This window comes from Dialister micraerophilus, from assembly GCF_947090205.1.
Taxonomy (GTDB): domain Bacteria; phylum Bacillota; class Negativicutes; order Veillonellales; family Dialisteraceae; genus Dialister; species Dialister micraerophilus.
The window spans coordinates 1-23755 of sequence record NZ_CAMUNF010000012.1; the positions used below are offsets into that span (position 1 = coordinate 1).

The 23755-nt window shown below is 35.1% G+C and carries 26 protein-coding genes, 1 tRNA gene and 1 other annotated feature; of the genes, 8 read left to right on the forward strand and 19 right to left on the reverse strand.

What is annotated here, in order from left to right; genetic code table 11:
* Positions 1 to 222 precede the first annotated feature (222 nt).
* The 5 genes from P6922_RS05760 to P6922_RS05780 all read left to right on the forward strand — a co-directional run bounded on the left by P6922_RS05760 (position 223) and on the right by P6922_RS05780 (position 4524).
* Positions 223 to 384, forward strand: coding sequence for a hypothetical protein (locus P6922_RS05760; RefSeq protein WP_276875014.1), 162 nt, complete (start codon positions 223 to 225; stop codon positions 382 to 384).
* A gap of 272 nt (positions 385 to 656) precedes the next feature.
* On the forward strand, positions 657 to 1757 hold the full coding sequence (locus P6922_RS05765) for a YkvI family membrane protein (protein ID WP_276875015.1): 1101 nt from the start codon (positions 657 to 659) through the stop codon (positions 1755 to 1757).
* 174 nt (positions 1758 to 1931) lie between these two features.
* On the forward strand, positions 1932 to 2126 hold the full coding sequence (locus P6922_RS05770) for a hypothetical protein (protein ID WP_007554500.1): 195 nt from the start codon (positions 1932 to 1934) through the stop codon (positions 2124 to 2126).
* A 145-nt stretch (positions 2127 to 2271) separates the two neighbouring features.
* Positions 2272 to 3372, forward strand: a complete 1101-nt coding sequence (locus P6922_RS05775; protein ID WP_276875016.1) for a pyridoxal phosphate-dependent aminotransferase — start codon at positions 2272 to 2274, stop codon at positions 3370 to 3372.
* 45 nt (positions 3373 to 3417) lie between these two features.
* Positions 3418 to 4524, forward strand: a complete 1107-nt coding sequence (locus P6922_RS05780; protein ID WP_276875017.1) for a YkvI family membrane protein — start codon at positions 3418 to 3420, stop codon at positions 4522 to 4524.
* A 59-nt stretch (positions 4525 to 4583) separates the two neighbouring features.
* Here P6922_RS05780 and smpB read toward each other — a convergent pair whose 3' ends face one another.
* The 7 genes from smpB to cysS all read right to left on the reverse strand — a co-directional run bounded on the left by smpB (position 4584) and on the right by cysS (position 10732).
* The gene (gene smpB / locus P6922_RS05785; protein ID WP_276875018.1) at positions 4584 to 5054 is read right to left on the reverse strand and encodes an SsrA-binding protein SmpB; all 471 of its coding nucleotides are present in this window, start codon (positions 5052 to 5054) and stop codon (positions 4584 to 4586) included.
* A gap of 20 nt (positions 5055 to 5074) precedes the next feature.
* A complete protein-coding gene (gene rnr / locus P6922_RS05790) occupies positions 5075 to 7102 on the reverse strand; it encodes a ribonuclease R (protein ID WP_276875019.1) in 2028 nt (675 codons plus the stop codon).
* Positions 7103 to 7177: 75 nt separating this feature from the next.
* Positions 7178 to 7414, reverse strand: a complete 237-nt coding sequence (gene secG / locus P6922_RS05795) for a preprotein translocase subunit SecG (protein WP_007554501.1) — start codon at positions 7412 to 7414, stop codon at positions 7178 to 7180.
* A 93-nt stretch (positions 7415 to 7507) separates the two neighbouring features.
* The gene (locus tag P6922_RS05800; protein ID WP_276875020.1) at positions 7508 to 8017 is read right to left on the reverse strand and encodes an NYN domain-containing protein; all 510 of its coding nucleotides are present in this window, start codon (positions 8015 to 8017) and stop codon (positions 7508 to 7510) included.
* Between the two features lies 1 nt (position 8018).
* Positions 8019 to 8837, reverse strand: a complete 819-nt coding sequence (gene rlmB / locus P6922_RS05805) for a 23S rRNA (guanosine(2251)-2'-O)-methyltransferase RlmB (protein WP_276875021.1) — start codon at positions 8835 to 8837, stop codon at positions 8019 to 8021.
* Positions 8821 to 9297: a Mini-ribonuclease 3 gene (locus tag P6922_RS05810; RefSeq protein WP_276875022.1), complete on the reverse strand. Its 477-nt coding sequence runs from the start codon at positions 9295 to 9297 to the stop codon at positions 8821 to 8823. The genes rlmB and P6922_RS05810 overlap by 17 nt, the downstream gene beginning before the upstream one ends.
* The gene (gene cysS / locus P6922_RS05815; RefSeq protein ID WP_276875023.1) at positions 9287 to 10732 is read right to left on the reverse strand and encodes a cysteine--tRNA ligase; all 1446 of its coding nucleotides are present in this window, start codon (positions 10730 to 10732) and stop codon (positions 9287 to 9289) included. The genes P6922_RS05810 and cysS overlap by 11 nt, the downstream gene beginning before the upstream one ends.
* A 41-nt stretch (positions 10733 to 10773) precedes the next feature.
* Positions 10774 to 10984: a binding site (T-box leader), on the reverse strand.
* A gap of 480 nt (positions 10985 to 11464) precedes the next feature.
* On the opposite strand from cysS, the gene P6922_RS05820 reads away from it, so the two are divergent.
* Together P6922_RS05820 and citC are read left to right on the forward strand one after the other, a co-directional pair.
* Entirely contained in the window at positions 11465 to 11893 is a 429-nt protein-coding gene (locus P6922_RS05820) for a hypothetical protein (protein ID WP_007554506.1), read from the forward strand.
* A 158-nt stretch (positions 11894 to 12051) separates the two neighbouring features.
* Positions 12052 to 13131, forward strand: coding sequence for a [citrate (pro-3S)-lyase] ligase (gene citC, locus P6922_RS05825; protein WP_276875024.1), 1080 nt, complete (start codon positions 12052 to 12054; stop codon positions 13129 to 13131).
* A 43-nt stretch (positions 13132 to 13174) separates the two neighbouring features.
* On the opposite strand, the gene rpsR is transcribed toward citC, so the two are convergent.
* The 6 genes from rpsR to P6922_RS05855 all read right to left on the reverse strand — a co-directional run bounded on the left by rpsR (position 13175) and on the right by P6922_RS05855 (position 16072).
* A complete protein-coding gene (gene rpsR / locus P6922_RS05830; RefSeq protein ID WP_348523096.1) occupies positions 13175 to 13405 on the reverse strand; it encodes a 30S ribosomal protein S18 in 231 nt (76 codons plus the stop codon).
* 25 nt (positions 13406 to 13430) lie between these two features.
* Positions 13431 to 13853 (reverse strand): single-stranded DNA-binding protein, encoded by a 423-nt coding sequence (locus tag P6922_RS05835; protein ID WP_007556325.1) that lies wholly within the window; start codon positions 13851 to 13853, stop codon positions 13431 to 13433.
* A 14-nt stretch (positions 13854 to 13867) separates the two neighbouring features.
* Positions 13868 to 14152, reverse strand: coding sequence for a 30S ribosomal protein S6 (gene rpsF, locus P6922_RS05840; protein ID WP_007554487.1), 285 nt, complete (start codon positions 14150 to 14152; stop codon positions 13868 to 13870).
* A gap of 137 nt (positions 14153 to 14289) precedes the next feature.
* Positions 14290 to 15036: a TerC family protein gene (locus tag P6922_RS05845; RefSeq protein ID WP_276875025.1), complete on the reverse strand. Its 747-nt coding sequence runs from the start codon at positions 15034 to 15036 to the stop codon at positions 14290 to 14292.
* Positions 15037 to 15181: 145 nt separating this feature from the next.
* Positions 15182 to 15257, reverse strand: a tRNA-Thr gene (locus P6922_RS05850).
* A gap of 50 nt (positions 15258 to 15307) precedes the next feature.
* Positions 15308 to 16072 carry an SDR family NAD(P)-dependent oxidoreductase gene (locus P6922_RS05855; RefSeq protein ID WP_007554499.1) on the reverse strand — a complete coding sequence of 255 codons (765 nt, stop codon included), beginning with the start codon at positions 16070 to 16072 and terminating at the stop codon, positions 15308 to 15310.
* Positions 16073 to 16236: 164 nt separating this feature from the next.
* Between P6922_RS05855 and P6922_RS05860 the strand changes: the two genes are divergently transcribed.
* On the forward strand, positions 16237 to 16785 hold the full coding sequence (locus P6922_RS05860) for a tetratricopeptide repeat protein (protein ID WP_276875026.1): 549 nt from the start codon (positions 16237 to 16239) through the stop codon (positions 16783 to 16785).
* Between the two features lie 65 nt (positions 16786 to 16850).
* Here P6922_RS05860 and P6922_RS05865 read toward each other — a convergent pair whose 3' ends face one another.
* From P6922_RS05865 to P6922_RS05890, 6 genes are read right to left on the reverse strand one after another with little or no spacing between them, the layout of a single operon-like run.
* Positions 16851 to 18746 carry an ABC-F family ATP-binding cassette domain-containing protein gene (locus P6922_RS05865; protein WP_276875028.1) on the reverse strand — a complete coding sequence of 632 codons (1896 nt, stop codon included), beginning with the start codon at positions 18744 to 18746 and terminating at the stop codon, positions 16851 to 16853.
* A gap of 21 nt (positions 18747 to 18767) precedes the next feature.
* Positions 18768 to 19985: a type II secretion system protein GspD gene (locus P6922_RS05870; RefSeq protein ID WP_007556319.1), complete on the reverse strand. Its 1218-nt coding sequence runs from the start codon at positions 19983 to 19985 to the stop codon at positions 18768 to 18770.
* Positions 19982 to 20506, reverse strand: coding sequence for a DNA-binding protein (locus tag P6922_RS05875; RefSeq protein ID WP_276875030.1), 525 nt, complete (start codon positions 20504 to 20506; stop codon positions 19982 to 19984). Before P6922_RS05875 ends, P6922_RS05870 begins: the two co-directional genes overlap by 4 nt.
* A 26-nt stretch (positions 20507 to 20532) precedes the next feature.
* Positions 20533 to 21990, reverse strand: coding sequence for an LPS-assembly protein LptD (locus P6922_RS05880; protein ID WP_276875032.1), 1458 nt, complete (start codon positions 21988 to 21990; stop codon positions 20533 to 20535).
* Entirely contained in the window at positions 21983 to 23200 is a 1218-nt protein-coding gene (locus tag P6922_RS05885) for a hypothetical protein (protein ID WP_276875034.1), read from the reverse strand. Before P6922_RS05885 ends, P6922_RS05880 begins: the two co-directional genes overlap by 8 nt.
* 12 nt (positions 23201 to 23212) lie before the next feature.
* Entirely contained in the window at positions 23213 to 23659 is a 447-nt protein-coding gene (locus P6922_RS05890; RefSeq protein ID WP_276875036.1) for a hypothetical protein, read from the reverse strand.
* Positions 23660 to 23755 lie beyond the last annotated feature (96 nt).

The window sequence follows — 23755 nt, forward strand, 5'->3', positions numbered from 1 at the left end:
ATATGATAATAAAGAATAAAGTTTAAAATAGCTTTCGTGTAATTGGAAATCATGTTTACGGTGATAAGCCGTAACGGGGGTTCGAATCCCCCTCTCTCCGCCAACGGTCCCGATTATACGGGACTTTTTTATTTTTCAAATTAAACTTTATTTTCCGTTTGCATAAACGTTCTCAATAGGATATAATTTATAAAATTTATTTTTACAACAAGGAGGTATATCATGAGTAATTCAATAAATACAAAACTTCATGTAATCGCTTCTCTTGTTGTGCTTTCTGTAAAGAAAGTCTTTAGTGTTGCCTTTTTCAGTTTTTTCAGTGTATTCAATTTTTTACTCGAATACTTAGCAAGTATAGTACTGAGAAGAGCAACTTATGTATAACTAAAAATCACTGTCTTACATAAAATAAACACAACCGCTTCGAGGGCATACTTGTCAAGGTATGCTCTCTTTTTTATTACGAAAGGAATATAACTGCAATTTAAACCGAAGGAGGATTTCATGGATTATCCGCTAAAAAATATAAATGAGCTGAGTAGAATTAAAAAAATATTTTTTCAAAAAAGAAATTCTTCTATAGTTCTTGCACGATTTAGAATTAAAAATTTTACATAAATCGGTGTCAATTGTTTTAAGAATTATAGGAGTAAATTATGAATAAAAATTTCAGCATTTTAAACGTTATAAAATTAGCCGGAGCTTATATAGCATTCTGCATCGGTTCCGGATTTGCGACAGGACAGGAACCGTTACAATTTTTCACTGCATATGGATTGAGGGGAATTATCGGTGCTTTGGTAAGTATGCTTTTATTTGCCGGACTCGGTGCGGTTCTTATGGCTAAAGGTTATGAGTTGAAATTAAAAACTCAAACTACCGCTTTTCGTTATTACTGCGGTAAATATGTAGGAATTTGTTTGGAGATATTCACGGTTGTATTTTTGCTATGTGTTGTTTCAATTATGATTGCAGGTACAGGTGCCGTTGCAAGTGAGTATTATAATATAACTCCTAAAATCGGCGCTGTAATTATGGCGGCAACTTGTGTGATTACAGTCATTGCAGGGCTTAAACGTCTTGTCGACATTATAGGTATGATCGGACCGATAATTATTGTTTTTTCTATTTTGATAGGATTGATTACTCTTATAAAAACAGGGCATTTACCTAATACATTAACAGATTTGCAAGCTTCAAATTTGCTAAATTTACGTATAACCAAAGGATGGTGGTTCAGTAATTATTCCGTTTTGGATTCCGCATGGTTCGGCGGTGTACTCTATGCAACTTTCATGATTGTTGTAGGAATTCCTTTTTTAAGCGGAATGGGCGCTTCTGCAAATTCCAAACGTGAGGCTGTTTGGGGCGGAATTTCAGGCGGAATTTTCTTGATGCTCCCAATCATTTTAATTGTTTTGGCAATGTTATGTTATCCGGATCAAATTACCATGCTTGAAGTACCTCTTTTGTATATTGCAGATCAAAATGCTCCTGTTCTAGCCGTTATTTTCTCTATAATATTATTGCTCGGTGTTTATTCTACCGGTGCACCGATGTTTTGGATGATTATGGATTGGATTGAGGGTTTTGTTTCTTCTAAAAAAATACTTCTTGCTATAACCGTACTTTTAGGAGTTATAACTTACTTCGGTTCAAGTTTGGGATTCGGAAATCTTATTGCACTTTTGTATCCTATATCCGGACAAATCGGAGTATTGATGATTCCTGTTATATTGATAAAGGGCTTAAAATAATATATAGACACCTTCTCTACAATGCAGGGAAGGTGTTTCATTTTATGCTTTAATCAATATAAATATAAATTTATTTTGATTAAATAATTGCAACTTATAAAATTTTTATTTGCATTATTGTTTTGCATAGTATATAATTAGAAAAATTTTCAAATGCTTATGAAGGAGGCTATTATGAATAAATTATCCGTTAATTTAACTGACATTCATATGAAGCCTTCTTTTGTTTTGCTCTCTCTCGTTTTTAAAATGCAGAGAGTTTTCAGTGTTGCTTTTTTCGGATTTTTTAACATGGCATATTATTACTACTTTTATGGTATCAATGCCAAGTTTTGTCTTGAAAAAAGTAACTTATGTGCAGCAAATTGATTGTTGTATGTAAATAAATCCGTAAATTGAAGGAAGACAATACTTGGCACAAGCTATTGTCTTCCTTTTAATTTAAAATTTATTCAATTTGAAAATTTAAATCATTGCAGGTAATTCGATATGCAATTTATTACAGGAGGTATTTATGAAGTACAGAATTCGTAAAACATTGGAAAATTACAAAATTACAACTTATGTGCATGCCGATGAAGTTTTTCCGGATAATTTAATTGATTGTTCTTTAGGAATCAATCCGTTCGGATTTACATCTGAAATCACACCGGAAATTTTCAAAAAAGCTTTCGACACTATTTCAAGATATCCTGATTTCCCTTATCCGAATTTGCGGAAAGCTATTGCTGAATACTTATCAGATGTTGTAGAAATAGCTCCTGAACAAATTGCATTAAATACCGGTTCCATGGGTGTTATTTGGAATTTGGACAGGGTCATAATAGATGAGTCTACAAATGTTATAGCTGTTGCACCTACTTTTTCTTCAACTTTAAGTGATATGCGTTCTTTCGGTGCAAATATAGATTTGGTTCTTTTGAAAGAAGAAGACGATTTCAAATTAAATATAGATGATTTAATAAATAGTTTGAAACCTACTCATCATGTTATATACATAGATAATCCCAACAACCCGACCGGACAAATTATTCCTATTGATGATTTACGCAAATTGGCAGGTTATGCTTTAAAGCAAAATACTTACTTGATTGTTGATGAAGCTTACGGAGATTTCATGGATTTATCCAATTCAGCGGTAACACTTGTAAATGAGTTCCCCAATGTAATAACTATAAAAACTTTGTCTAAAGGATTCGGTTTGGCAGGTTTACGTACGGGATACATGGTTATGAACAAGAATTTCATTCCGTACATGTCTTTGTATCCCGGAGAAATGACTGTAACCGGTGTAGCTTCTTACATTATTCCTTTGGCATTGAAGGACAGAAAGCACATTGAAGACAGTTGCAAAAAAATTGCTGCAAATAAAAAGAAATTACTTGATTCTTTGACCGTTTTGAAATCTTCAAAAACCGATTTAACCGTTCCGATTGTATTGTTATATACAGACAAGGACATAAATCTTTATGATTTATTTATAAAGTACGGTATTAAATCTGAACGTGGTGAAGATTTTGATGCAATCGGAAAACGTCATATTCGCATACGTGTTCCTGCAGACCCCGATGAATGTATAAAAAGAATTAAGATTTTACAAAATGAATTGATTTGATTTTATTTTATAAAATATGGAAACATTGTAGTATAGGAGTATAGTATGAATAACCGTTTCAGTATTTTAAATGTTATAAAATTGGCGGGTGCTTACATAGCATTTTCCATAGGATCCGGATTCGCCACCGGACAAGAAGTAATGCAATTTTTTACCGCATTCGGTTTTAGCGGAATTATAGGTGCCTTGGTAAGTATGCTTTTATTTGCCGGCCTCGGTGCAATTCTTATGGCAAAGGGTTATGATTTGAAATTAAAAACTCAAACTACCGCTTTTCGTTATTACTGCGGAAAACATTTGGGTTTTTGCTTGGAAATATTTACTGTTGTATTTTTATTTTGTGTAGTTTCCATTATGATTGCCGGTACGGGTGCCGTAACGGGTGAATATTTCAATGTAAATCCTAAAATAGGTGCGATACTTATGACTGCGGCTTGTATAATCACCGTCCTCATGGGATTGAAACGTATGGTTGATGTCGTAGGAATGATAGGTCCGATTATTACCGTTTTTACTATTTTGATAGGTGTTGCAACTTTAGCTAATTTCGGACATTTACCAAGTGCTTTAACTGACTTTCAAGTACAGCAATTATTTCAATTACGTGCTACCGGCGGATGGTGGTTCAGTCAATACAAATTTTTGGATACAGCTTGGTTCAGCGGTCTTTTATATGCCGCTTGTATGATTTTAGGTGCCATTCCGTTTTTGAGCGGACTCGGTGCTTCCGCAAATTCCAAACGTGAAGCTGTTTGGGGCGGAATTTTAGGCGGAGTTTTCTTGATGCTTCCGGTTATTCTGATTGTTTTATCAATGTTATGTTATCCCGATAAAATCGCTGGCCTTGAAGTTCCTCTTTTATATTTGGCAGGTAAAAACGCTCCTGTTCTTGCTCTTATTTTTTCAATTATTTTATTACTCGGAATTTATTCGACAGGAGCACCTATGTTTTGGCTTGTTATAAACTGGGTAAGCGGATTTATTTCATCCAAAAATTTATTGCTGATTTTAACTTTGGTTTTAGGAGTTATAGATTACTTCGGTGCAAGTATAGGATTTGGAAATTTAATTTCTATTTTATATCCTTTTGCAGGACAAATAGGAATTATTATGATTCCTATAATTCTTTTCAAAGGTTTGAAGGGACAATAAAATATTCGCAATATAAAAATCATTGCTCAATTATATTCATAAATTTGAGCAATGATTTTTTAATTATAATTTCTTTCTTTAAGTCTTCTGTCCAAATCACGTTTAACCGCTTTTTCGGCTATATCTCTTCTTTTATCATGGAGCTTTTTACCTGTTGCTACCCCTATGAGACACTTTATTTTACCCCTATTAAAATAAATTTTTAAAGGTATCAATGTATAGCCTTTCGTTTTCATCATAATTTCCAATTTATTCAGTTCTTTTTTATGTACAAGCAATTTACGTGTACGCAAAGGATCGTGATTAAATCTGTTTCCTTGTTCATACGGACTTATATGAGCGTTCCACAACCAAAGTTCACCTTTCTCAATTCGTGCATAACTGTCTTTTATATTCATACGTCCTGAACGAATTGATTTTACTTCCGTTCCGGTAAGAACAATTCCGGCTTCATAGGTATCATGTATAAAATAATCGTGATATGCTTTACGGTTAACCGCACTGGGCGATGTAAATTCTTTTTTTATCATATATACCTCTTTTATTATTTTTACTTACGCTTGTTTTTTACTTTTTTCTTTTTCTTTTTTGTATTTGTTTTTGTATTTTGTTCGTTAAACATATCCAATGGAGATTTGAGTTCTCCTATAATAAAATCAAGTTCCTTTTTCTCGGTATCCGCTTTTACAAGTGTAACTTTAAGCGGCATTCCCAAATGATAAGTTTTTCCGCTGCATTTTCCTTTGAGCAGCATCGTATCTTCCATGTATACATACTCATCATCTTCCATGTCGTTTACATGTACCAATCCTTCAGCTCCGTTTTCCAATCCTACAAAAATACCGAATGAAGTTACTCCCGTAATTTGTGCATCAAAAGGTTCTCCTACAAATGCCGTCATGTATTCAGTAATTTTTAAATCTGTTACATCTCGTTCGGTTTGTGTTGCATTTTGCTCCGTTTCAGAACAATGTTCAACTGCTTTTACAAGAAATTCGGTTTCTTTTTCACGTTCAGATTTACTTTTTTGTTTTGTAAGTGCATCTTTTATAAGTCGATGTACCATCAAATCGGGATATCTTCTTATGGGCGATGTAAAGTGTGTATAACACGTAGATGCTATTCCGAAGTGTCCTTCATTTTCAGTGCTGTATCTTGCTTGTTGCAACGATCTCAATGTCATTGCCTGTATTGCGTATTCGATATCTTTATCTTTTACATATCTTAATAATTTTTGTAAATCTTCGGGTTGCACTTTTTCGGGTATTTTTATCGGTATTGCACAAACTTCCATAAGTTTTCTTAAATTCTTTATTTTGTCGTTATCGGGTATTTCATGTATACGATAGACAGATGTGTTTCCTGTTTTTTTCAAAAATCTTGCTACGGTTTCGTTTGCGGCTATCATGGCATCTTCTATCATTCTTTCGGATATGCCTCGTATTCTTTTTTCTATACGTAAAGGTTTACCTTCTTTATCGAGAATTACTTTGTATTCGGGAAAGTCAAATTCAAGTGCTCCTCTTTGTATTCTTTCTTTTCGTAAAATTTCCGTACATTCACGAAAATCCGAAAGCATGGGTACAAACGGTTTCAGTTCTTCACTTATAATATTTTCTTCAAATATTTGATTTATTTCGGGATAAGTACATCTTCTTGAAACTCGTATTATTGAAGGTGTTATTTTTTTTGTTTTTATTTTACCTTCACGAGTTACTTCCATTATACATGAAACCGCATATCTGTCTTTATTTGCATTCAAACTGCACAAGTCGTTTGATAACTTAAACGGAAGCATAGGTATTACTCTGTCCGACAAATAAACACTGGTTCCCCTCTTATATGCTTCTTTATCAAGTTCTCCGGCTTTTTTTACATATCTGCTTACATCTGCAATATGTACTCCGAGTATGAAATTTCCGTTTTCCGTTTTTTCACAATGTACGGCATCATCCAAATCTTTGGAGTCTGCTCCGTCTATTGTTATAAGTTGTAAGTTTCTGTAATCTTCAATATTTCTTTCAGGAATGATTTTTTCACTTAAGGATTTTGCTTCTTCAAGTACTTTATTTCCAAAAATGTGCGGTAAACGGTGTTCCGCTATTATTGTGTCTATATCTACTCCCGCATCACCTTCGTAGCCCAATATTTCAGTTATTATGCCTTGTGCATTTGACCTTCTCCCGGGCCAACGATCTATTTTTACCATTACACGTTGTCCCGTTTGTGCATTTTTCGTATCTCCGTCCAATACATCTATTATTATAGGTATTTTTGCGTCTAAGGGTTCTACTTCCCCTCCGAATCTTGTCTTTTTGAATGTGCCTGTAAATGTATCGTTTGCACGTGCAATTATTCGTTTTACCGTACCTTCATTTCTATGTCGTCCATAGTATGAGAATATTATTTTTACTTCTATTGTATCTCCGTTTAATGCATTTAATCTGTCAGATTTTGATATATATACATCTTCATGAAATTCATCTGTTATCAAAAATCCGAATTTATCTCCGCATGATTGATATATACCTTCAACAATTGCTCCTGGTTTATATACTTTTAAAATTTTTCTTTCCATTCTTTCTCCTAAATAAAAAGAGCTTGCTTAAGACGGCACATAACCCGTTCTCAACGCAAGCCCGTATTTACATTTTTAAAATGTATTCATAAAACGTCCCAAGAGTATGCAAAGTACGGCAAAAGCAATACCGAATATAACGGTAAATTTTGCTAAAACCGCATCTTTACCGCGTGCTTTTCCGCCTGCCATAGCTTGAGTTCCTCCCCCGATGGAGCTTCCCATTCCCGGCTGTTTGGATTCTTGTGCAATAGTTACTACAATCAATAAAACAGATATCAACATAGTAATTCCGATTAATAAAAATTTCACGACTTTCCTCCTGTTATCTGCATTGCAGATATGGTCTTACCAAGAAATTAATCATTTTCAGTATATACCACAAAAGACTTGAGGTCAACTTTTTTATTTTTTACGTAATCTTTCGAGTTTTGCTTGTACATCTACCGGTAAATTTCTTCCTATTTCACTGCGCATATTTTTCAGATTATTTGTTTTTATAAATGTATGCTGCCTTTTTTTATCTTGTTTAAGCATACGTTCCAAATCGGCAACTGCCAAACGATACGAGCCATGTCCCAAAACTTGATTTTGTTCCGGCCCGTCAGACGTTACGACAAATATTGATCTGTATTCATCACGCCGCTTGTATGATTCACGTTCTATATAGCTGTCCGCAGTCATTCTTGCAGGTGTAAACACTATATGAAAATATTCGGATAATGTTTCTTCACGAATTTTCAACGATGTTCCTTGTCCGTCAAATACTATTATTATTTCAATGTCATTATGTGCACCGAAATCTTGAAGTGCGTCAATAAGCATTTTTCTGCCGGTTTCCAAGTCGTGCGTAGGATATTGATCGCTCATGCAAAATATAACATTGTATCCGTCAACTAAGTATAAGTCTTTCATATTAGCCTCTTTGCTTGACGGATTCATAAATCAAAAGTGCTGCAGCGACCGATACGTTTAATGAAGATACTTTGCCTTTCATAGGTATACGTACTAAAAAATCGCACATTTTCTTTGTCAGCAAAGATATCCCTTTACCTTCCGCTCCCATTACTATTACCAAAGGTCCTTTCAGGTTTGATTCATAGTATAGAAGTTCACCTTCCATATCCGCACCTACTACCCAAAAACCTTTTTCTTTCAAATGTTCGAGCGTTTGTCTTATATTACCTATTTCACATACCGGCAAATAGGAAAATGCTCCGGCAGCGGTTTTTATCGCCGCTGCCGTTACGGGAGCACTTTTGTGTTTCGGAAGCAACACTGCGGAAACTCCGGCACATTCTGCAGTACGAACTATCGCTCCGATGTTGCGTACATCTTCAACTCCGTCAAGTAATACAATCAACGGATCTTCTTTCGCTTTTGAAAGTACTTCTTCCAAGTCGGAATATTCAAAAGGTTTCATACTTGCAACAATGCCTTGATTGCGTACTCCGTCGGACATTTTATCCAATATTTCCTGCTCTTCGATTTGTACCGGAATATCTTTATTTTGCGCAATTTTTACTATATCTTTCAAGCGTTGATCGTTGTTTCCGGATTTTATGAAAATCTTTTTTATTTGATTTTCATTTAAAGCTTCTTTTACGCTGTTTCTTCCGCATATAAATAAATCTTCCGATTTTTTCAATGTTTTTCTTTTATTTTTTTGTGAAAATTGTTTTTTTACCGTCTGTGTTTTATTTGAGTTTTTATGTGTTTTATTTTTTATAAGCATTTTTCAGTTCCTTTAACAAAAAACACAGTGCTTTTTCCATTATAAAATTCAATCTCTCTGTTTGCCCTGACAGATACAAGTATCCCAATACACCTTCAAATGCGGTAGATTCACGATATTCTTCCACAGTTGCACTTTTGGGAACTGTAGAATTCGTATTTCTTGCACGTTTTGCCACTTTTATTTCACGTTCGGAAAATAAATCTCTCAAGTCATTCATTATTACCGCTTGTTTACGTGCGGACACTGCACTCATTGATATATCATTCAATACTTGTACATGGTAAATACCGGTTGCTATCAATTGACTACGAATAAAATGTGACCAACACACATCTCCCATGTAAGCCAATGTCAATGCATCCATTGAAAAACAATCTTGTTCGGTTAAAATTGTTTTTTGTTTACCGAGTCTTTCTACCATTAATTTTCTTAATAACAATACGCGTTTAAACTCCACGCTTTTTCCACCTTGCTCCCGTTGCGGAATCTTCTACAGTTATTCCCAATTCTGCCAATTTATCTCTGATTTCATCTGCCAATTTATATTGTTTTTCTTTACGTGCGGTTTCACGTACGGATAAAATCATTTCCATTAATGCATCATAATCACTGCCGGCATAAGATTCTTGAGTATTCCATTCGTTTTCCAAAATCCCTAAAATATCCAAAATCGTTTTAAATGTTTCCTTCGCTTCAATTACTGCTTCTTTGTCAATAGCAACTCCTGAATTTACGGCGTTGTAGTAAATGTTTATGTCTTTTACAAAATCGAACAATACTCCTGTTGCAAGTCCCGTATTGAAATCATCATTCATTGCTTGACGGAATTCTTCAATTGTTCGTGCTGCCGCCTTTTTGAGTGAAACGGATTCGTTGGTTTCAACTTTTCCGTCTTCCTTTTCCATTTCTTTGATACGAGCAATTACATCTTTCAACTTGCTCATGTTCTTTTCCGCTTCTTCAAGTCTTTCATCACTGAAGTCAAGCGGGCTTCTGTAATGTGTCGACAAAAGGAAATAACGCAATGCATCTCCGGAATATTTTTCCAAAACATCTTTTACGAGGAAGAAATTATTCAATGATTTACTCATTTTTTCCGAATTGATTGTTATAAATCCGTTATGCAACCAATATTTTACAAATTTTTGTCCGGTTGCTCCTTCGGATTGTGCAATTTCATTTTCATGATGCGGGAAAATCAAATCACTTCCGCCTCCATGGAAATCAAATGTAGCACCGAGATAGTGTGTGGACATTACAGAGCATTCTATATGCCAACCCGGACGACCGTTTCCCCACGGACTTTCCCAAAACGGTTCACCCGGTTTTGCACCTTTCCAAAGTGCAAAATCTCCCGGATTTTTCTTTGCGGTATTTACCATTACACGTGCGCCGGCAAGCATATCTTCTACTTTACGTCCACTTAATTTGCAATAATCTTTAAATGTGGAAATATCATAGTATACGTCATTTCCCAACACATAAGCATGGCCTTTTTCTATCAAAATTTTTACCATATCTATAATGTCTTCCATATGTTTTGAAACATACGGATAAATATCTGCACGACGTATATGTAATGCATCCATTACCTTGAAGTACGCATCAATATATCGTGTAGAAACGGTTTTCCAATCCGATTTTTCGGCATTCGCTTTATTTATAATTTTATCATCTACATCTGTAAAATTTTGAATGAAATCTACATGATAACCTATATATTCAAGATATCTGCGAATTATATCCCATGTAACTGCAGGACGTGCATTTCCTATGTGCGGATGATTGTAAGGTGTTACTCCGCAAACATAAATTTTCACTTTACCTTCTTCTATCGGTTTAAAAATCTGTTTTTCACGTTTCAACGTGTTATAAACTTTAATTTCCTCCATAAGTTCCTCCCCTTATTTATTACAATTAAAAACCACCGTCCTACAGAGGCGGTGGTCCGTTGTTCCACTCTGTCAATAATAATTATTGCACCATTGTTCTTATCGCGAACATACGGAAAAGTATACTGTAAATTCCACTTTTCAGCTCACGAATGCATTTTCCATTTCGTTATCATTCAGCAGGCTCTCAGCCGTGACCTGCATTCTCTTTGAATTATAATCGAATGTACTTTTTTCGATCATCGCTCGTTATAAAAATAAGCGTCAAACAGCTGACCTGGTCTTTTCCCCCACACTCGCCTGCAGGAACGTTCGCTACGCGGAATATACCTCTCACTACTGATTCTCTCGAATTTAATCGGCAGGTCTTACACCTAAACCGCACCATGCTCAAAGATATTTTTATCTTCTTACGTGGATCGTTTCGCCTGCGACTGGCATCGATTTTCAACCACAGACCTGTTGATGCTCACCATAATTATAAGAGAGCAGCATTCTTTCTGTCAACCGCAAAAGGTGATTTTATCCGGAAAACTCAATATTTTTTCATTACTTGCATGCAACACTTTTATTTCGTTGAAATATTTTCGGCTTCATCAGTACGTTTTCCATTCCGAAATTTTTCGTTAAATACTTCAAACTGCAAATCTCATATGACATAAGATTTTTACATATAATGTACAATCAACGCATATTATATTATTATGTTACAATATTTTATGAGGTGGTAGTATGGATTTCGCATTTATAATTCCCTTTCTCGTAGTTGTAACGGGAAATTCTTTTTATCATTTTTTAAGTAAATCTATATCTCAATACTTAAATCCTTTTTTGGGACTTACCGTAACTTACGGATTTGCTTTTCTTTTAAGTATAGGATTATTTTTATTTACAAGAACTGATAATTTTTCTATCGAAATAAGCAAATTGAATTGGGTAAATTTTGCAATGGGTGCCGCAGTACTTGCCATTGAGTCGGGCTGGATTATTCTCTATAGAAGCGGCTGTGATATCAGTAAAGGTTCTCTTTTTGCAAATATTTGCATAAGTACAGTTTTGTTTTTACTCGGTTTTTTCTTCTTTCACGAAAGTATCACTATAAAAAAATTTATCGGTCTTGCCGTATGTCTTATAGGTGTCTACCTTATGAGCGCAACTTAAAAATCACTTGATATACATGGATACCTTTTATCATTTTTTCTATTCAAATATATTTTTTTATAGTATGATTTATTTATATAAATCTTCTATTGTTTATCTATTAACTTCTATCTTTTCTTTTGATATAATGAGTTAGATTTTTAAAAAAGGAGATTTAAATGATTACAGAACGCGAAATATTTTTGACAAATCCTGTTGAAAAAGCAAAAGTTGAAGAATTTTTAAAGAAATTCGATCTTACTTTCACAGGTGTTATTGATTATACAATGGGACTGTTTGATGACGGTAAATTAATCGGTACAGGTTCTTTAGGCGGCCGTGTTATGAGAGATATCGCAATTTGCGAGGAATATAGAGGAAAAGGTTTAACTCATCGTATTGTACGCAATTTGCAAGGTGAAGCCGACAGAAGAGGTGTAACCGGTAATCAGATTTTTACAAAACCTGAAACCGTTCCTGTATTTGAACATATGGGATTTAAATGTGTTGCAGTTGCAAATCCTTATGCGGCGTTACTTGAACGTGGAACAAATACATTAGATGAGTATTTGGCACGTATTCGTCCTCTTTTGGGTACCGGAAAAGGTAAAAACCGCGGTGCAATTGTAATGAATTGCAATCCTTTTACTTTCGGACATCGTTCTCTTATCGAATATGCAATAAATAATTGCGATGAAGTTATTATTTTTGCAGTTCAGGAAGATCGTTCAATTTTCCCGTTTTCAGATCGTTTCTCTCTTATCAAACAGGGAGTCGCTCATATGCACAACGTGGAAGTTGTAAGCGGCGGTGATTTTATTATTTCAAATGCTACATTCCCCACTTACTTTATAAAGGGAACTGATGAGCTTGCAGCACAAACAAAATTGGATGCTACGGTATTTGCCACACGTATCGCACCTGCACTCAACATAACCGTACGTTTTGTAGGTGAAGAACCTACCGATATGACTACAAATGCCTATAATAATGCAATGCGTGAAGTTTTCTCTGAAAACGGCATCGAATTGAAGGTTATTCCACGTGAACAAAAAGGAAATCAAGTGGTAAGTGCATCTTCGGTAAGAAATGCTCTTGCTCATGATGATTGGGAAACTGTACGCAGAATGGTCCCCAAAACAACTTTGACTTATTTACAGAGCCCGCAAGGTCAAAGCATTATTCATCGTATAAAAATGTTACAGGCTTTTAAGGATATGGAAATCAAGCCTGATTTGAAAAAAAATTCAAAGAAATAAATACAATAAAAAAAACGGCTGTACAGCCGTTTTTTTTATTACATTAATCAGCACTGAAAGGCAACAAAGCAATTGCTCTTGCTCTCTTTACTGCCAAATTGATGTTTCTCTGATGTTTTGCGCAAGCACCAGTTACACGACGCGGAAGAATTTTTCCACGTTCGGAAATGAAATGGCGCAATGTTGCAACATCCTTATAATCCAAGTTGTCCAACTTGTCTCCGAAAATCTGACTGATTTTCTTTCTCGGTTTTCTTGATTTATCTCTTCTAATCATTCTCTATTATCCCTCCTATATATCAGAACGGAATGTCTTCGTCATGCTTTACTTCTCCGAACTGACTGAAATTATTGCTCGGTTGACTCATACTGTCGGACTGCGCCGCATTCATGCGACCGTTCGCTCCCAAAGGTAATGCAATCAAGTTTGCAGTTACTTCAGTAACGTAACGTTTCTGTCCGTCAGGAGTTTCATATGAACGTGTCGAATAACGTCCTTCTACAAAGACACGGGTTCCTTTTCTGAGCTGATTACCTACTGCTTCCGCCAAATTTCCCCATGCTACCACATTGATGAAATCGGTCAATTCCCTCTGTTCACCTTGTGCGGTCGTATAGCTTCGATTAACGGCAATACTGAATGATGCTACCGCACGACCCGTTTTTGTAGCTCTAATCTGCGGATCTCTTGTCAAATTGCCTAAAACCTGAACTGAATTCATCGCTCTACCTCTGCTTAGTCATCCTGTTTAACAATAATGTGACGGATAATACTTTCACGAATCTTGATTACACGATCAAGTTCCTTGATGTTTTCCGGTTTCATCGTAAAGTCGATTACGAAGTAGTAACCTTCTGTCTGTTTCTTTACTTCGTATGCCAACTGACGTCTTCCCCATTCGTCAACTTTTTCTACAGTACCACCGTTTTTAACGATTGTGTCCTGTACAAGTTTACCTGCTGACTTAATAGCTTCTTCATCAGAAACTTTTACGATAAACATAACTTCATACTTATTCATCTAATCGCCTCCTTATCGGACCTATGTCCCATGCTTTTCATGGGCTAGGAAGTCGCTTGTACAACAAGCTTATACATTATAAACCAAACTCGAACAAAAATCAAGAAGAGATTACCTTTTCGGCAATCTCTTTATTTTTACAAATTTTCTTTTTTTCCTGTCTTTCTTTCGGCTCTCTTTTGTGCATGTCTTTCTTTTGCACGTTTTACATGTCCTGCCAATTTCATTCTGCTTATAATTTTAGATATTATATAACATAAAACCATTGCGGCAGAACCTAATGTAAGATGCTGATCTCCCAATACGGCACTCACCGATGGATCTTGTATAATCATTCCGACGGCACTCCATGCCAAAATCGCACCGCCCAAGTACAAAATCCACGGATACTTTTCTATAAGGTCTGAAAACAAGTTGCTTCCCCATACAATAATCGGCACGCTTACCAATATGCCTGCCATTACAAGAACCATATGTCCTTCGGCAGCAGCCACCACTCCAAGTACATTATCTATACTCATAACACCGTCTGCAATGATAATCGTACATATTGCACTTAAAAGTTTTTTCTTGGCACCGATATGCTTTTTATGTTTATGCTTATCTTGTATCATAAGCTCAATAGCTATCCATAAAAGCAAAATTCCGCCGATAAGATGAAGATATGGAATTGTGTGTAGCGCTTCTACAAATAAAAACGCAAGAACCAATCTCAATACAATAGCACCGAACGTTCCGAAAAATATAGCTTTTTTTCTTAAATCATGTTCCAGATGGCCTGCAACCATACTGATAAGTATTGCATTATCACCTGCCAAAAACAAGTCGACAACCAATACTTTCAACACTTTAATCAGTCCTGCTACTGTCAAAAGTTCTCCCAATATCTTATCCTCCTATAAAAATAAATATACGTTCAAATATGTTTTCATTTTACTAAATATATTTTTATTTTACAACAATACATTTTTACTGCATTTTCAAATTAAAACGGACCTTTCAATTTCGAAAAGTCCGCAAATATTCATTTGGAGCCGACAACAGGATTTGAACCTGCGACCTACGCATTACGAATGCGCCGCTCTACCGGCTGAGCTATGTCGGCATTAACAGAATATATTTTACTTAAAGTGTTTTAATTTGTCAAATACTCAATTATTTCTTTTTCTTGCTGATTGTAAATCCTGTAGCTTGTTGATTTGCCATTATTACTATATCGCTTATTTGTACACGAAGCGGTTGACTTACTGTAAATGCAATTATTTCAGCAATATCTTGCGCTTGAAGTGCATCTATATCTTCATATACCTTTGCCGCACGTTCTTTATCTCCACGAAACCTTACTTCACTGAACGGTGTCTCCACAAGTCCCGGTTGTATGGTTGTAACTTTAATATTACTGTCGATTACATCTATTCTCACTCCGTCACTGAATGTTTTTACAGCGGATTTTGTTGCACAATATACCGCTCCTCCCGCATACGCATATAATCCGGCGGTAGAGCCTATATTTATAATATGCCCTGTATTATGTTCAAGCATTGACGGCAAAAATGCACGTGTCATCATCATAAGACCTTTTATATTGGTGTCAATCATTTCCAATATACCGTCCTCACGATTTTGATTATAAGGTTCCAATCCTCTGGCAAGTCCGGCATTATTTACAAGTACATCTATGCTTTCAAATTCTTCAAGACATTCTTTTGCAACCGCATTAATATTTTCTACATCTGTAACATCCAATTTTTTTACATATGCTTGTGCTTCATATTTTACAGTTAATTCCTTTTGAAGACTTAAAAGTTTTTCCTGATTTCTTCCGCATAAAATAACATTATATCCTCTGATAGCCAAAGCACGAGCGGTTTCACGTCCTATTCCGCTGCCGGCACCCGTAATCAATGCTGTTTTTTTCATAAAATTTCCTCTTTCAAATTAAGATTATAATTATTTTACAAAATGTCGATTTCATTTTACTATGTATATATATGTGTTTGCAATGTGAGGTTCCAATGAAAAATATAATTAAATATTTATTTATTTTTATATGTGTATTCGCATTTACAGGTTGCTCAGATAATGTGTCACAGGTCAAAAACAATGATATTTCTTCAACCGAAACAATCGTTTTGGATAAAAAATCTGAAGATTTATATGAAAAAGCGAATAATTTATATAAACAAAATGATTTCGATAATGCTTTAAAGGTTGCAGATGAAGCCATTTCGTATAATAAAAACAATTACAAAGTATTATCTTTAAAAGGTTTATTGCTTGCGTTTGGAAACAAGCCGGATGAAGGAATAAAATTAATAGATACTTCACTGAAAATAAATCCCGATTATACTCAAGGTTTTTATGAAATGGCAATAGCATTGAAACTTGCAAAAAGGTATCAGGAGTCCATTGTATATTTCAATAAAGTTATCGATAAGGATCCTGAAAACACTTGGTCTTATTACGGTATTTCTACAGATTTTGCAGATATGAACGATAAAAAAGAAGCTTTATTTTATTTGAAAAAAGCGATTGATAAAGGCGGTATCGATGTAAAGAAAACTGCCGCAACTCAAGATCATTTCATGCGTTTTCATGGTGATCCCGATTTTGAAACTTTAGTTGCAAACTAAAAGTGCGAACTGAAATGTCTTATTACTTGAAATCCGTAAATAAGACATTTTTTATTTCGCACTTTTCAATTGCCCGTTTCTTCTGCAAGTTCTTCCCATTTTGCATATAATTTTTGCAATTTATTTTTTATATCTGTATATTGTTCGGCAATTTCTTCATAATTTGTCATTCCGCTTCCGAGTTGCATGTCATACATTTTCATTGTAGCTTCGAGACGATTTATTTCCATTTCTGTTTTTTCAAGCTTGAGCAAATCACCTTTTGCGGGTGCTGTTTGCTTTTCAATTTTTACATCCTTCGACTTATGAGTTACTTCCGCTTTCTTTTCTTTTGCTTCTACGGGTTTTCCGTTTCTGTCTGCATTGAATGCCAAAAGGTCTTTTTTCTTTTCTTTATAGTATGTGTAGTTACCTAAATATTCGGTAACCTTACCTTTTTCCATTTCAAGAATTCTTGTGGTTACTTTGTCAAGAAAATATCTGTCGTGGGAAACTATTATGCTTGTTCCGCCAAATGCTTCAAGTGCATCTTCCATGATTTCTCTCGTAGGTATATCCAAATGGTTTGTCGGTTCGTCAAGCACCAAAAAATTCGGATTTTTCAAAAACAGACATAGTAATGACAATCTGGCTTTTTCTCCACCGGAAAGTAAAGAAATTTCTTTAAATACGTCATCACCTTTAAACAAAAACATACCTAAAATATTTCTGGCTTTTTCTTCTCCGTAATCAAACATATCTCTTACTTGATTAAGTACTGTCGACTGCGGATCCAATTCATCCTGTTCTTGTGAATAGTATCCTACTTTTACATTGCTTCCTAAACGTATTATTCCATGCTTCTGTTTTTCTTCTTTTGTTATTAATTTCAAAAGTGTAGTTTTACCTACTCCGTTTGCGCCTATAAGACCTACTCTTTCACCTTTTCTTATATGAATTTCCAAATTTTCAAATATTGTTTTTTCTCCATATGCGGCTTTTACATCCGTCATATCCAAAACTTTTTCTCCGCTGTCGTCAACTTTTTTGAAATGAAAATCCAAAGTTTTCAAGTGTTTAGGTTTTTCAAGTCTTACAAGTCTGTCAAGCTGAGATTGACGACCTCTTGCTTGCTTTGATTTTATTCCGGCTTTATATTTTCTTATGTACGCTTCAGTTTCTTTTATATGTTCCTGTTGCTTTTCATATGCTTTTTCGTAAGCAGCATCTTGTTCTTTTTTCGTTTTTAAATAACGTGTGTATCCTCCTCTGAATGTACGGATTTTTTTATGTTCAAGTTCTATAATTCCCGTTGCCGCACGATCAAGAAAAAAACGATCGTGAGATATCATTAAAATACCGCCTTTATATGAGCATAAAAATTCTTCCAACCATTCAAGCATTTCCATATCCAAGTGGTTTGTGGGTTCGTCCAAAAGTAAAAAATCCGGATGTCTTACAAATGCCGCCGCCAAATTTATTCTTACTTTTTGTCCGCCTGAAAATGAAAAAATATCCCTGTCGAGATCTTCTTTGGTAAATCCCAATCCCGTCAGTATTTTCATAGTTTCCGCTTCATAATCATATCCGCCGAGAAATTCAAATCTTGTCTGTGCTTTTCCATATGCTTTTATCAGTTCTTGATCATCTTTGTTTTTTTCAAGTTCACGTGCAAGATTTTCCATTTTGTCTTTGCAATAAAGTACATCTTTCCAAGCTTCTTCCATTTCTTGACGAAGTGTGCTTGAAGTATAATCAAAATCTTGACGCAAATATCCTATTACCGATGAATCTGTAACTTTTACACTTCCCGCATCGGGTTCTTCAGTATTCATTATACATTTTAAAAGTGTTGTTTTCCCCGCACCGTTTGCACCTACAAGTCCGATACGTTCTCCGCTTCTTATTTCAAATGATACGTCTTTAAATATGGTTTCTATCCCATATGACTTACCCAATCCCGTTATTTTTAAAACTGACATTCTTTCTCCCGACTTTGATTATTACTCTAAAATATTTGCACGAATAATAATAATTATTTCAGATTCTTCTTTTGATTCCGTTTCGGTTTGAAATAATTTTCCGAGTATCGGTATATCTCCCAAAACGGGAACTTTTCTTATATTATTCGCTTCTTCTTTATCTATCAATCCACCTATTGTAAGCATATCTCCAGATTTCAATCTTACCGTTGTGTGCGCTTGCCTTGTAACTATACGATACGCTTTCATCTCAGGTACAAGGTAAGGTGTAGATACTTCCGCAATTATATCTGCAGTTATTTCACTGTTTTTACTTACATTCGGCGTATATGTTAATTTTATACCTGCATCTTTATATTCAATTGATGTTGTTTTAGTTCCGTTTTCCATATGTTCAACTAAAACCGGTATTTTACTTCCGATTAAAATTTCCGCAGTTCTCCCGTTTAAGGTAACTACATTCGGCTTTGCCAAAATTTTGGCTTTACCGTCCGAAAGAAGTGCATTGAGTTTCGCTTGAAAGAAAAATGTATACGGATTTCCTGTAATGGATTTTCCATATGATATTCCTGCATAATCTTCGGGAATTTTCAAGTATGATGTTTTTGTTTTGCTGCTTTTATCATATACATTTCTTTGTTCTGCCTGTCCCGTCAAACTTTTGAATTGCCAATCTATACCCAAATCCTTTGCATAAGAACGATTTACAGCAAGAACTTCCGCTTCCACCTTCACTTGCTTTTCCGGTATATCAAGCGCTTTTATAATATGCTCCAACTCCGACATTGCACGAGGTGTCGCATTGACGATTACGGAATTTGTCCCCACATCCGATGCAACTTGTACATTATCGGTTAAATTTTTCAATTCATTTGCAATTTCATTTGATTTACCATATGACAACTTAAATGTTTTTATTGTTTTTGCCGAGTCGGATTCACTTTTTGCATTATAAATTATCATTGTCGAACCTTCATTCTTGATTATAAGTCCGTTCATCAAAAGTAATGAGTTCAACGCTTCTTCCGGCGTAACATTATCAATACTTGCAGTAACCGTACCTTTCAAATCTCCCGGAATAACAACATTTTTTCCCGACAGCTCAGCCAAACTCCGTAATACCTGTTGCAACGGTGCATTTTGCACATGCAAGCTGAAATTATCGGACGCTTCGACAAAAAAATTTGTACATACGGTCAACAGTATCGCACTACCCAAGCATAAAATTTTATGTTTCATTTCAACTCCAATATTTTTCTTTCCGAATTGTTTGCAAGTTCAACCGTTTTATCTCCGATACTTACAACAGTCCAATCTCCTACTCTGTCGCCTTCTTTTGCATTTATTGTATTACTGCCGTATGAAAGCAATGCCTTTCGTGAATTACCCAATGCCGCCACACCGTATAAATCCGGAACCGGCGTATTTTTTCGCCCTTTATATTCATGCTTCAAATTAGCGGTTTGCGTATTTTTTACATTCATACCGTTTTTCATTTCCGCATCTATTTTAGATATACCTTCACTATGAAAAGGATCTTTTAAAGGTTTGAATCGCAAGTACATTCCTGCATCATACACTTTTTCAACCTCTGCTTTTGAATCGGAATTTCCCATATTTCCGCTTTCATACGCATAACTTGTTTCTTCAGTTTTTTCATTACGCTTCAAAAGACTTAAATCTTCACCGTACATTCCGAGTATCGTAAGTACAACTGCCGCTATAACCGCACTCCATATCCATATCTTTTTAAGCTTCATATGTTTCCCGACTCAAAATAAACATCTTAAAAATCTTTAAAATCAATTGCCGCATCAATTCTGTTTTTTACGGAATCATAACTTATTCTTCCTTTTAAAGAATGCATATCTCTGTAATATGTATAGTATCTGTTCTTCAAAATTCCGCTTGAAGTATCTATTACATATTTAACTTCAAATTCATCCAGTCTTGTAATCGGAACTTTTATACTCATTGCAACAGGCTTTATATTTTCATATTTGTCATAATTATAAGGTGTTTCCCCGCTGAAATTATGATCTGTATATTTTATGCCCATATCAAATTTATTAAATTTGCCTCTGAATCCCAAATTATAATATTTGTCGGTACGGACTTTTTTATTGAATCCGTAATAATCGTGACTATATCCCAAAGACCAATCGAAATTCACTTTTTTATTTATGGGCACAGTTTTTCCGACAACATTTATATTCATACCGAAATGAGTTCCCTTGACTTCATTTTCCGACCAATATCCTAAATCTCCCGAAGTTCTTATATATAGCGGATAATTTCCGATTTGTCTTTCTTTCATTTCAAAATCTACGGACGGTTTCTTCCATATGAAATAAACATCGTCATTCACACTGCTTTGTTCTCTTGCCGCATGAATTTTTATATTATAGTTATCTTCATCTTTTTCAAAACCTACATCCGGAACATATCCTGCTTTTGTATACCATTCATTTTCAATGTAAAAATTGATATTGTTGCGCAATCCTATCGGATAATAAATTGTGTTATATATTCCTATACCCAAATCTCTACTTGTTTTTACTCTCGGAAGCAAGTACCACAAATTTACTTTTTTACGCTTTCCCAATCGTCCTTTACGTTCATTAATATGCAAAATTTCAGTGTTTTTGACCATAAGTTTTGCATTTTTGACAATATAGTAATTCCCCGGTAAAAACTCCAAAGTTTCGGCTTCTATTCTATAATCAGGAACCTTCGCCATCGCACTTTCGGTAGTTAAGTATCCGTTTTTGACGATAAATAATCCGTTGTTTCCTTGTTTTTCCAGTTCTTTACCTTTGAAATAATATTTTCCTTGATAAAGACCTTCGATGTCATACAAATATGCATCTGAAGTTTTTCCGTAATATTCACCTTTTTTTGCATTAACTTCAAAATTCTGTCTTTTCCAATTCAGAAAATTCGGAATAATATATTTTTCGGAATCGGTATTTCCATCTATTTTATCGGTATGAAATACATCCTCATCATGTATCAACTCAACATTACCGGATACGTTTACCTCTTTAGTTAAATCGCTATATCTCAATTTGTCTGCAGATAAACTCAAAGGGGATTTTTTTATATTTTTCCCGGAAATATTTTTTTGCGTATTCGATAATGTTGCGTACATAGCGTTAGCGGAAGAGGTCGCAAATACACCGCTTCCGCCAAGACATACGCTTATTAAAGTCAACAATAAAATTTTTTTCTCGAATTTACTCATTTCTTACAATCACCATAGATACATCATCGTCATCTTTCAGCGTTTTACTTTCTTTTTTATTTTCTTTTGATGAATCTTTTTTTAAATTTTCTTCCGTCTTTTCATCTTTATTGTTCGCTGAAACTGCTTTATTATTCTCCGAAACCGTTTTTTCAGTATCTTTTACTTTTACTACACCTTTTTCATCTTTTGAAAGATTTATAACTTCGGTTTCGTTTGAAGTTTTTGTATCTTTTTTTGCATCTTCCTGTTTTGCACTTGAGCTTACTTTTTCATTTAAAATCAATTCAGGTTCACCGGGTACCATTACCATACCTCTTGTCTGAACCGCTTCTTTTGTCTGTATATAAAGTGTCGATCCCGCAGGCATTTCGACATCTTTACCTTTTACGAAAAATCCTCCTACCAATCCGATAGGACCTAAAGCCAATGCACCTACTGCAGAAGCACCTACTGCGGCAGCTTCCATTTTAAGTTTTTCTCTGGCTTCCGGACCCAGTACGGTAGGTATCTCTTCTTCATCTATTGAAAATACTTGATCGAATGCTATATCAAGTGAACCGCTTCTTCCGAAACTGCGCGGTTTTACCACTTTTGTAACAACTCCGCTTCCTTGTGCACCTTTCGGAAGAACGAGAACATTTCCTACAACTACGTCTTCTTCAACTGTAAATGAAACGGAATCCCCTTCTTCATTTGTTTTTGTACCTACATCTTCATTCAATGCTATTTTGAATACGGTGTTTGCCGGAAGTTCAATATTTTGCATTGCAAAATGACGGTTTCCATAAACTTCTTTTTCCAATTCATTTATACGTTTATTCAAAGGGCCGGTTTTTGCAGCACCGAATACGGTACTTTCCATATCCTGAACACGTTCTTCAAGTGATGTTTGCTTTATTCCGTCCGTTATGTAATATTCCAAAGCATTTGCTCGTGTACCGAGTGAAGGTGTTTCCCCTTCATCATCATGAATTACTTCGGAGTAAAGATTTGATACACGTTCATCAAGTCCGTCTCCTTTTCTGCTTTTTCCGTAAATAACGGAGTCAACTGCATCAACACGATGAATCAAAGAACCGTTTTGAACTCCTCCGAATACCGCTGAATCCAATTTATCCATTTTACCGTTTAAAGTTGCCGGTTCCATTGCTGACACCGAGCCTATTAACATCATTGTTATACCTGCAACAAGTATAGCCCTTTTCATAAATTATCCCCCTTAAATTCTTACGTCTATTACAGCTGAAACTCCCACACCTTGAACTCTTGAAAATGCGGTCGGATCCATACTGTCCATAGGAACAAGTCCTTTTATTCTGAAAAGTTTGTCATTCCATCCTATTTCCAATTGACCCACAGCTTTAACTTTAGCTACTTGATTTGCATCTCCGATTACCTGTGCGGCACCTATATATCCTGAATCACCTATACTTACAATAGGTACAACTTTCGTTGCGTAATTTGTGCCGGCACCTTCTTTCATCATCAGAGAATTAATTGCACTGTTTACGGAATCACCGTATTTATCTACTAAAAACCCTATTCCACCTACTTTTACAACTCCACCTAAAAAACTTCCCAAATTAAAAGCGGATACTTGTGAAGCTATACCCGTTCCGAGCATTAAAGTTGCAACTGCACATACAGCCAATCGTTTAAGTTTCATAAGAGTTCCTCCTATATAATCATCGTATTTTATCTTTCTTCATTATAGCTTAAATCTTATATCCATACAAACAAATAAGTACGAAAATATCGATAA

Bases quoted from the DNA above. Each gene is read 5' to 3' on its own strand.
- P6922_RS05835 (WP_007556325.1), bottom strand. From the start codon at position 13,853: ATGAATTCAGTTCAGGTTTTAGGCAATTTGACAAGAGATCCGCAGATT.
- rpsF (WP_007554487.1), bottom strand. From the start codon at position 14,152: ATGAATAAGTATGAAGTTATGTTTATCGTAAAAGTTTCTGATGAAGAA.
- P6922_RS05820 (WP_007554506.1), top strand. From the start codon at position 11,465: ATGGATTTCGCATTTATAATTCCCTTTCTCGTAGTTGTAACGGGAAAT.
- P6922_RS05765 (WP_276875015.1), top strand. From the start codon at position 657: ATGAATAAAAATTTCAGCATTTTAAACGTTATAAAATTAGCCGGAGCT.
- P6922_RS05880 (WP_276875032.1), bottom strand. From the start codon at position 21,990: ATGAGTAAATTCGAGAAAAAAATTTTATTGTTGACTTTAATAAGCGTA.
- P6922_RS05865 (WP_276875028.1), bottom strand. From the start codon at position 18,746: ATGTCAGTTTTAAAAATAACGGGATTGGGTAAGTCATATGGGATAGAA.
- P6922_RS05870 (WP_007556319.1), bottom strand. From the start codon at position 19,985: ATGAAACATAAAATTTTATGCTTGGGTAGTGCGATACTGTTGACCGTA.
- citC (WP_276875024.1), top strand. From the start codon at position 12,052: ATGATTACAGAACGCGAAATATTTTTGACAAATCCTGTTGAAAAAGCA.
- P6922_RS05760 (WP_276875014.1), top strand. From the start codon at position 223: ATGAGTAATTCAATAAATACAAAACTTCATGTAATCGCTTCTCTTGTT.
- P6922_RS05775 (WP_276875016.1), top strand. From the start codon at position 2,272: ATGAAGTACAGAATTCGTAAAACATTGGAAAATTACAAAATTACAACT.
- smpB (WP_276875018.1), bottom strand. From the start codon at position 5,054: ATGATAAAAAAAGAATTTACATCGCCCAGTGCGGTTAACCGTAAAGCA.
- rnr (WP_276875019.1), bottom strand. From the start codon at position 7,102: ATGGAAAGAAAAATTTTAAAAGTATATAAACCAGGAGCAATTGTTGAA.
- P6922_RS05890 (WP_276875036.1), bottom strand. From the start codon at position 23,659: ATGAAACTTAAACGATTGGCTGTATGTGCAGTTGCAACTTTAATGCTC.
- cysS (WP_276875023.1), bottom strand. From the start codon at position 10,732: ATGGAGGAAATTAAAGTTTATAACACGTTGAAACGTGAAAAACAGATT.
- rlmB (WP_276875021.1), bottom strand. From the start codon at position 8,837: ATGCTTATAAAAAATAAAACACATAAAAACTCAAATAAAACACAGACG.
- P6922_RS05855 (WP_007554499.1), bottom strand. From the start codon at position 16,072: ATGAAAAAAACAGCATTGATTACGGGTGCCGGCAGCGGAATAGGACGT.
- P6922_RS05875 (WP_276875030.1), bottom strand. From the start codon at position 20,506: ATGAAGCTTAAAAAGATATGGATATGGAGTGCGGTTATAGCGGCAGTT.
- P6922_RS05780 (WP_276875017.1), top strand. From the start codon at position 3,418: ATGAATAACCGTTTCAGTATTTTAAATGTTATAAAATTGGCGGGTGCT.
- P6922_RS05800 (WP_276875020.1), bottom strand. From the start codon at position 8,017: ATGAAAGACTTATACTTAGTTGACGGATACAATGTTATATTTTGCATG.
- P6922_RS05770 (WP_007554500.1), top strand. From the start codon at position 1,932: ATGAATAAATTATCCGTTAATTTAACTGACATTCATATGAAGCCTTCT.
- P6922_RS05885 (WP_276875034.1), bottom strand. From the start codon at position 23,200: ATGAAAAGGGCTATACTTGTTGCAGGTATAACAATGATGTTAATAGGC.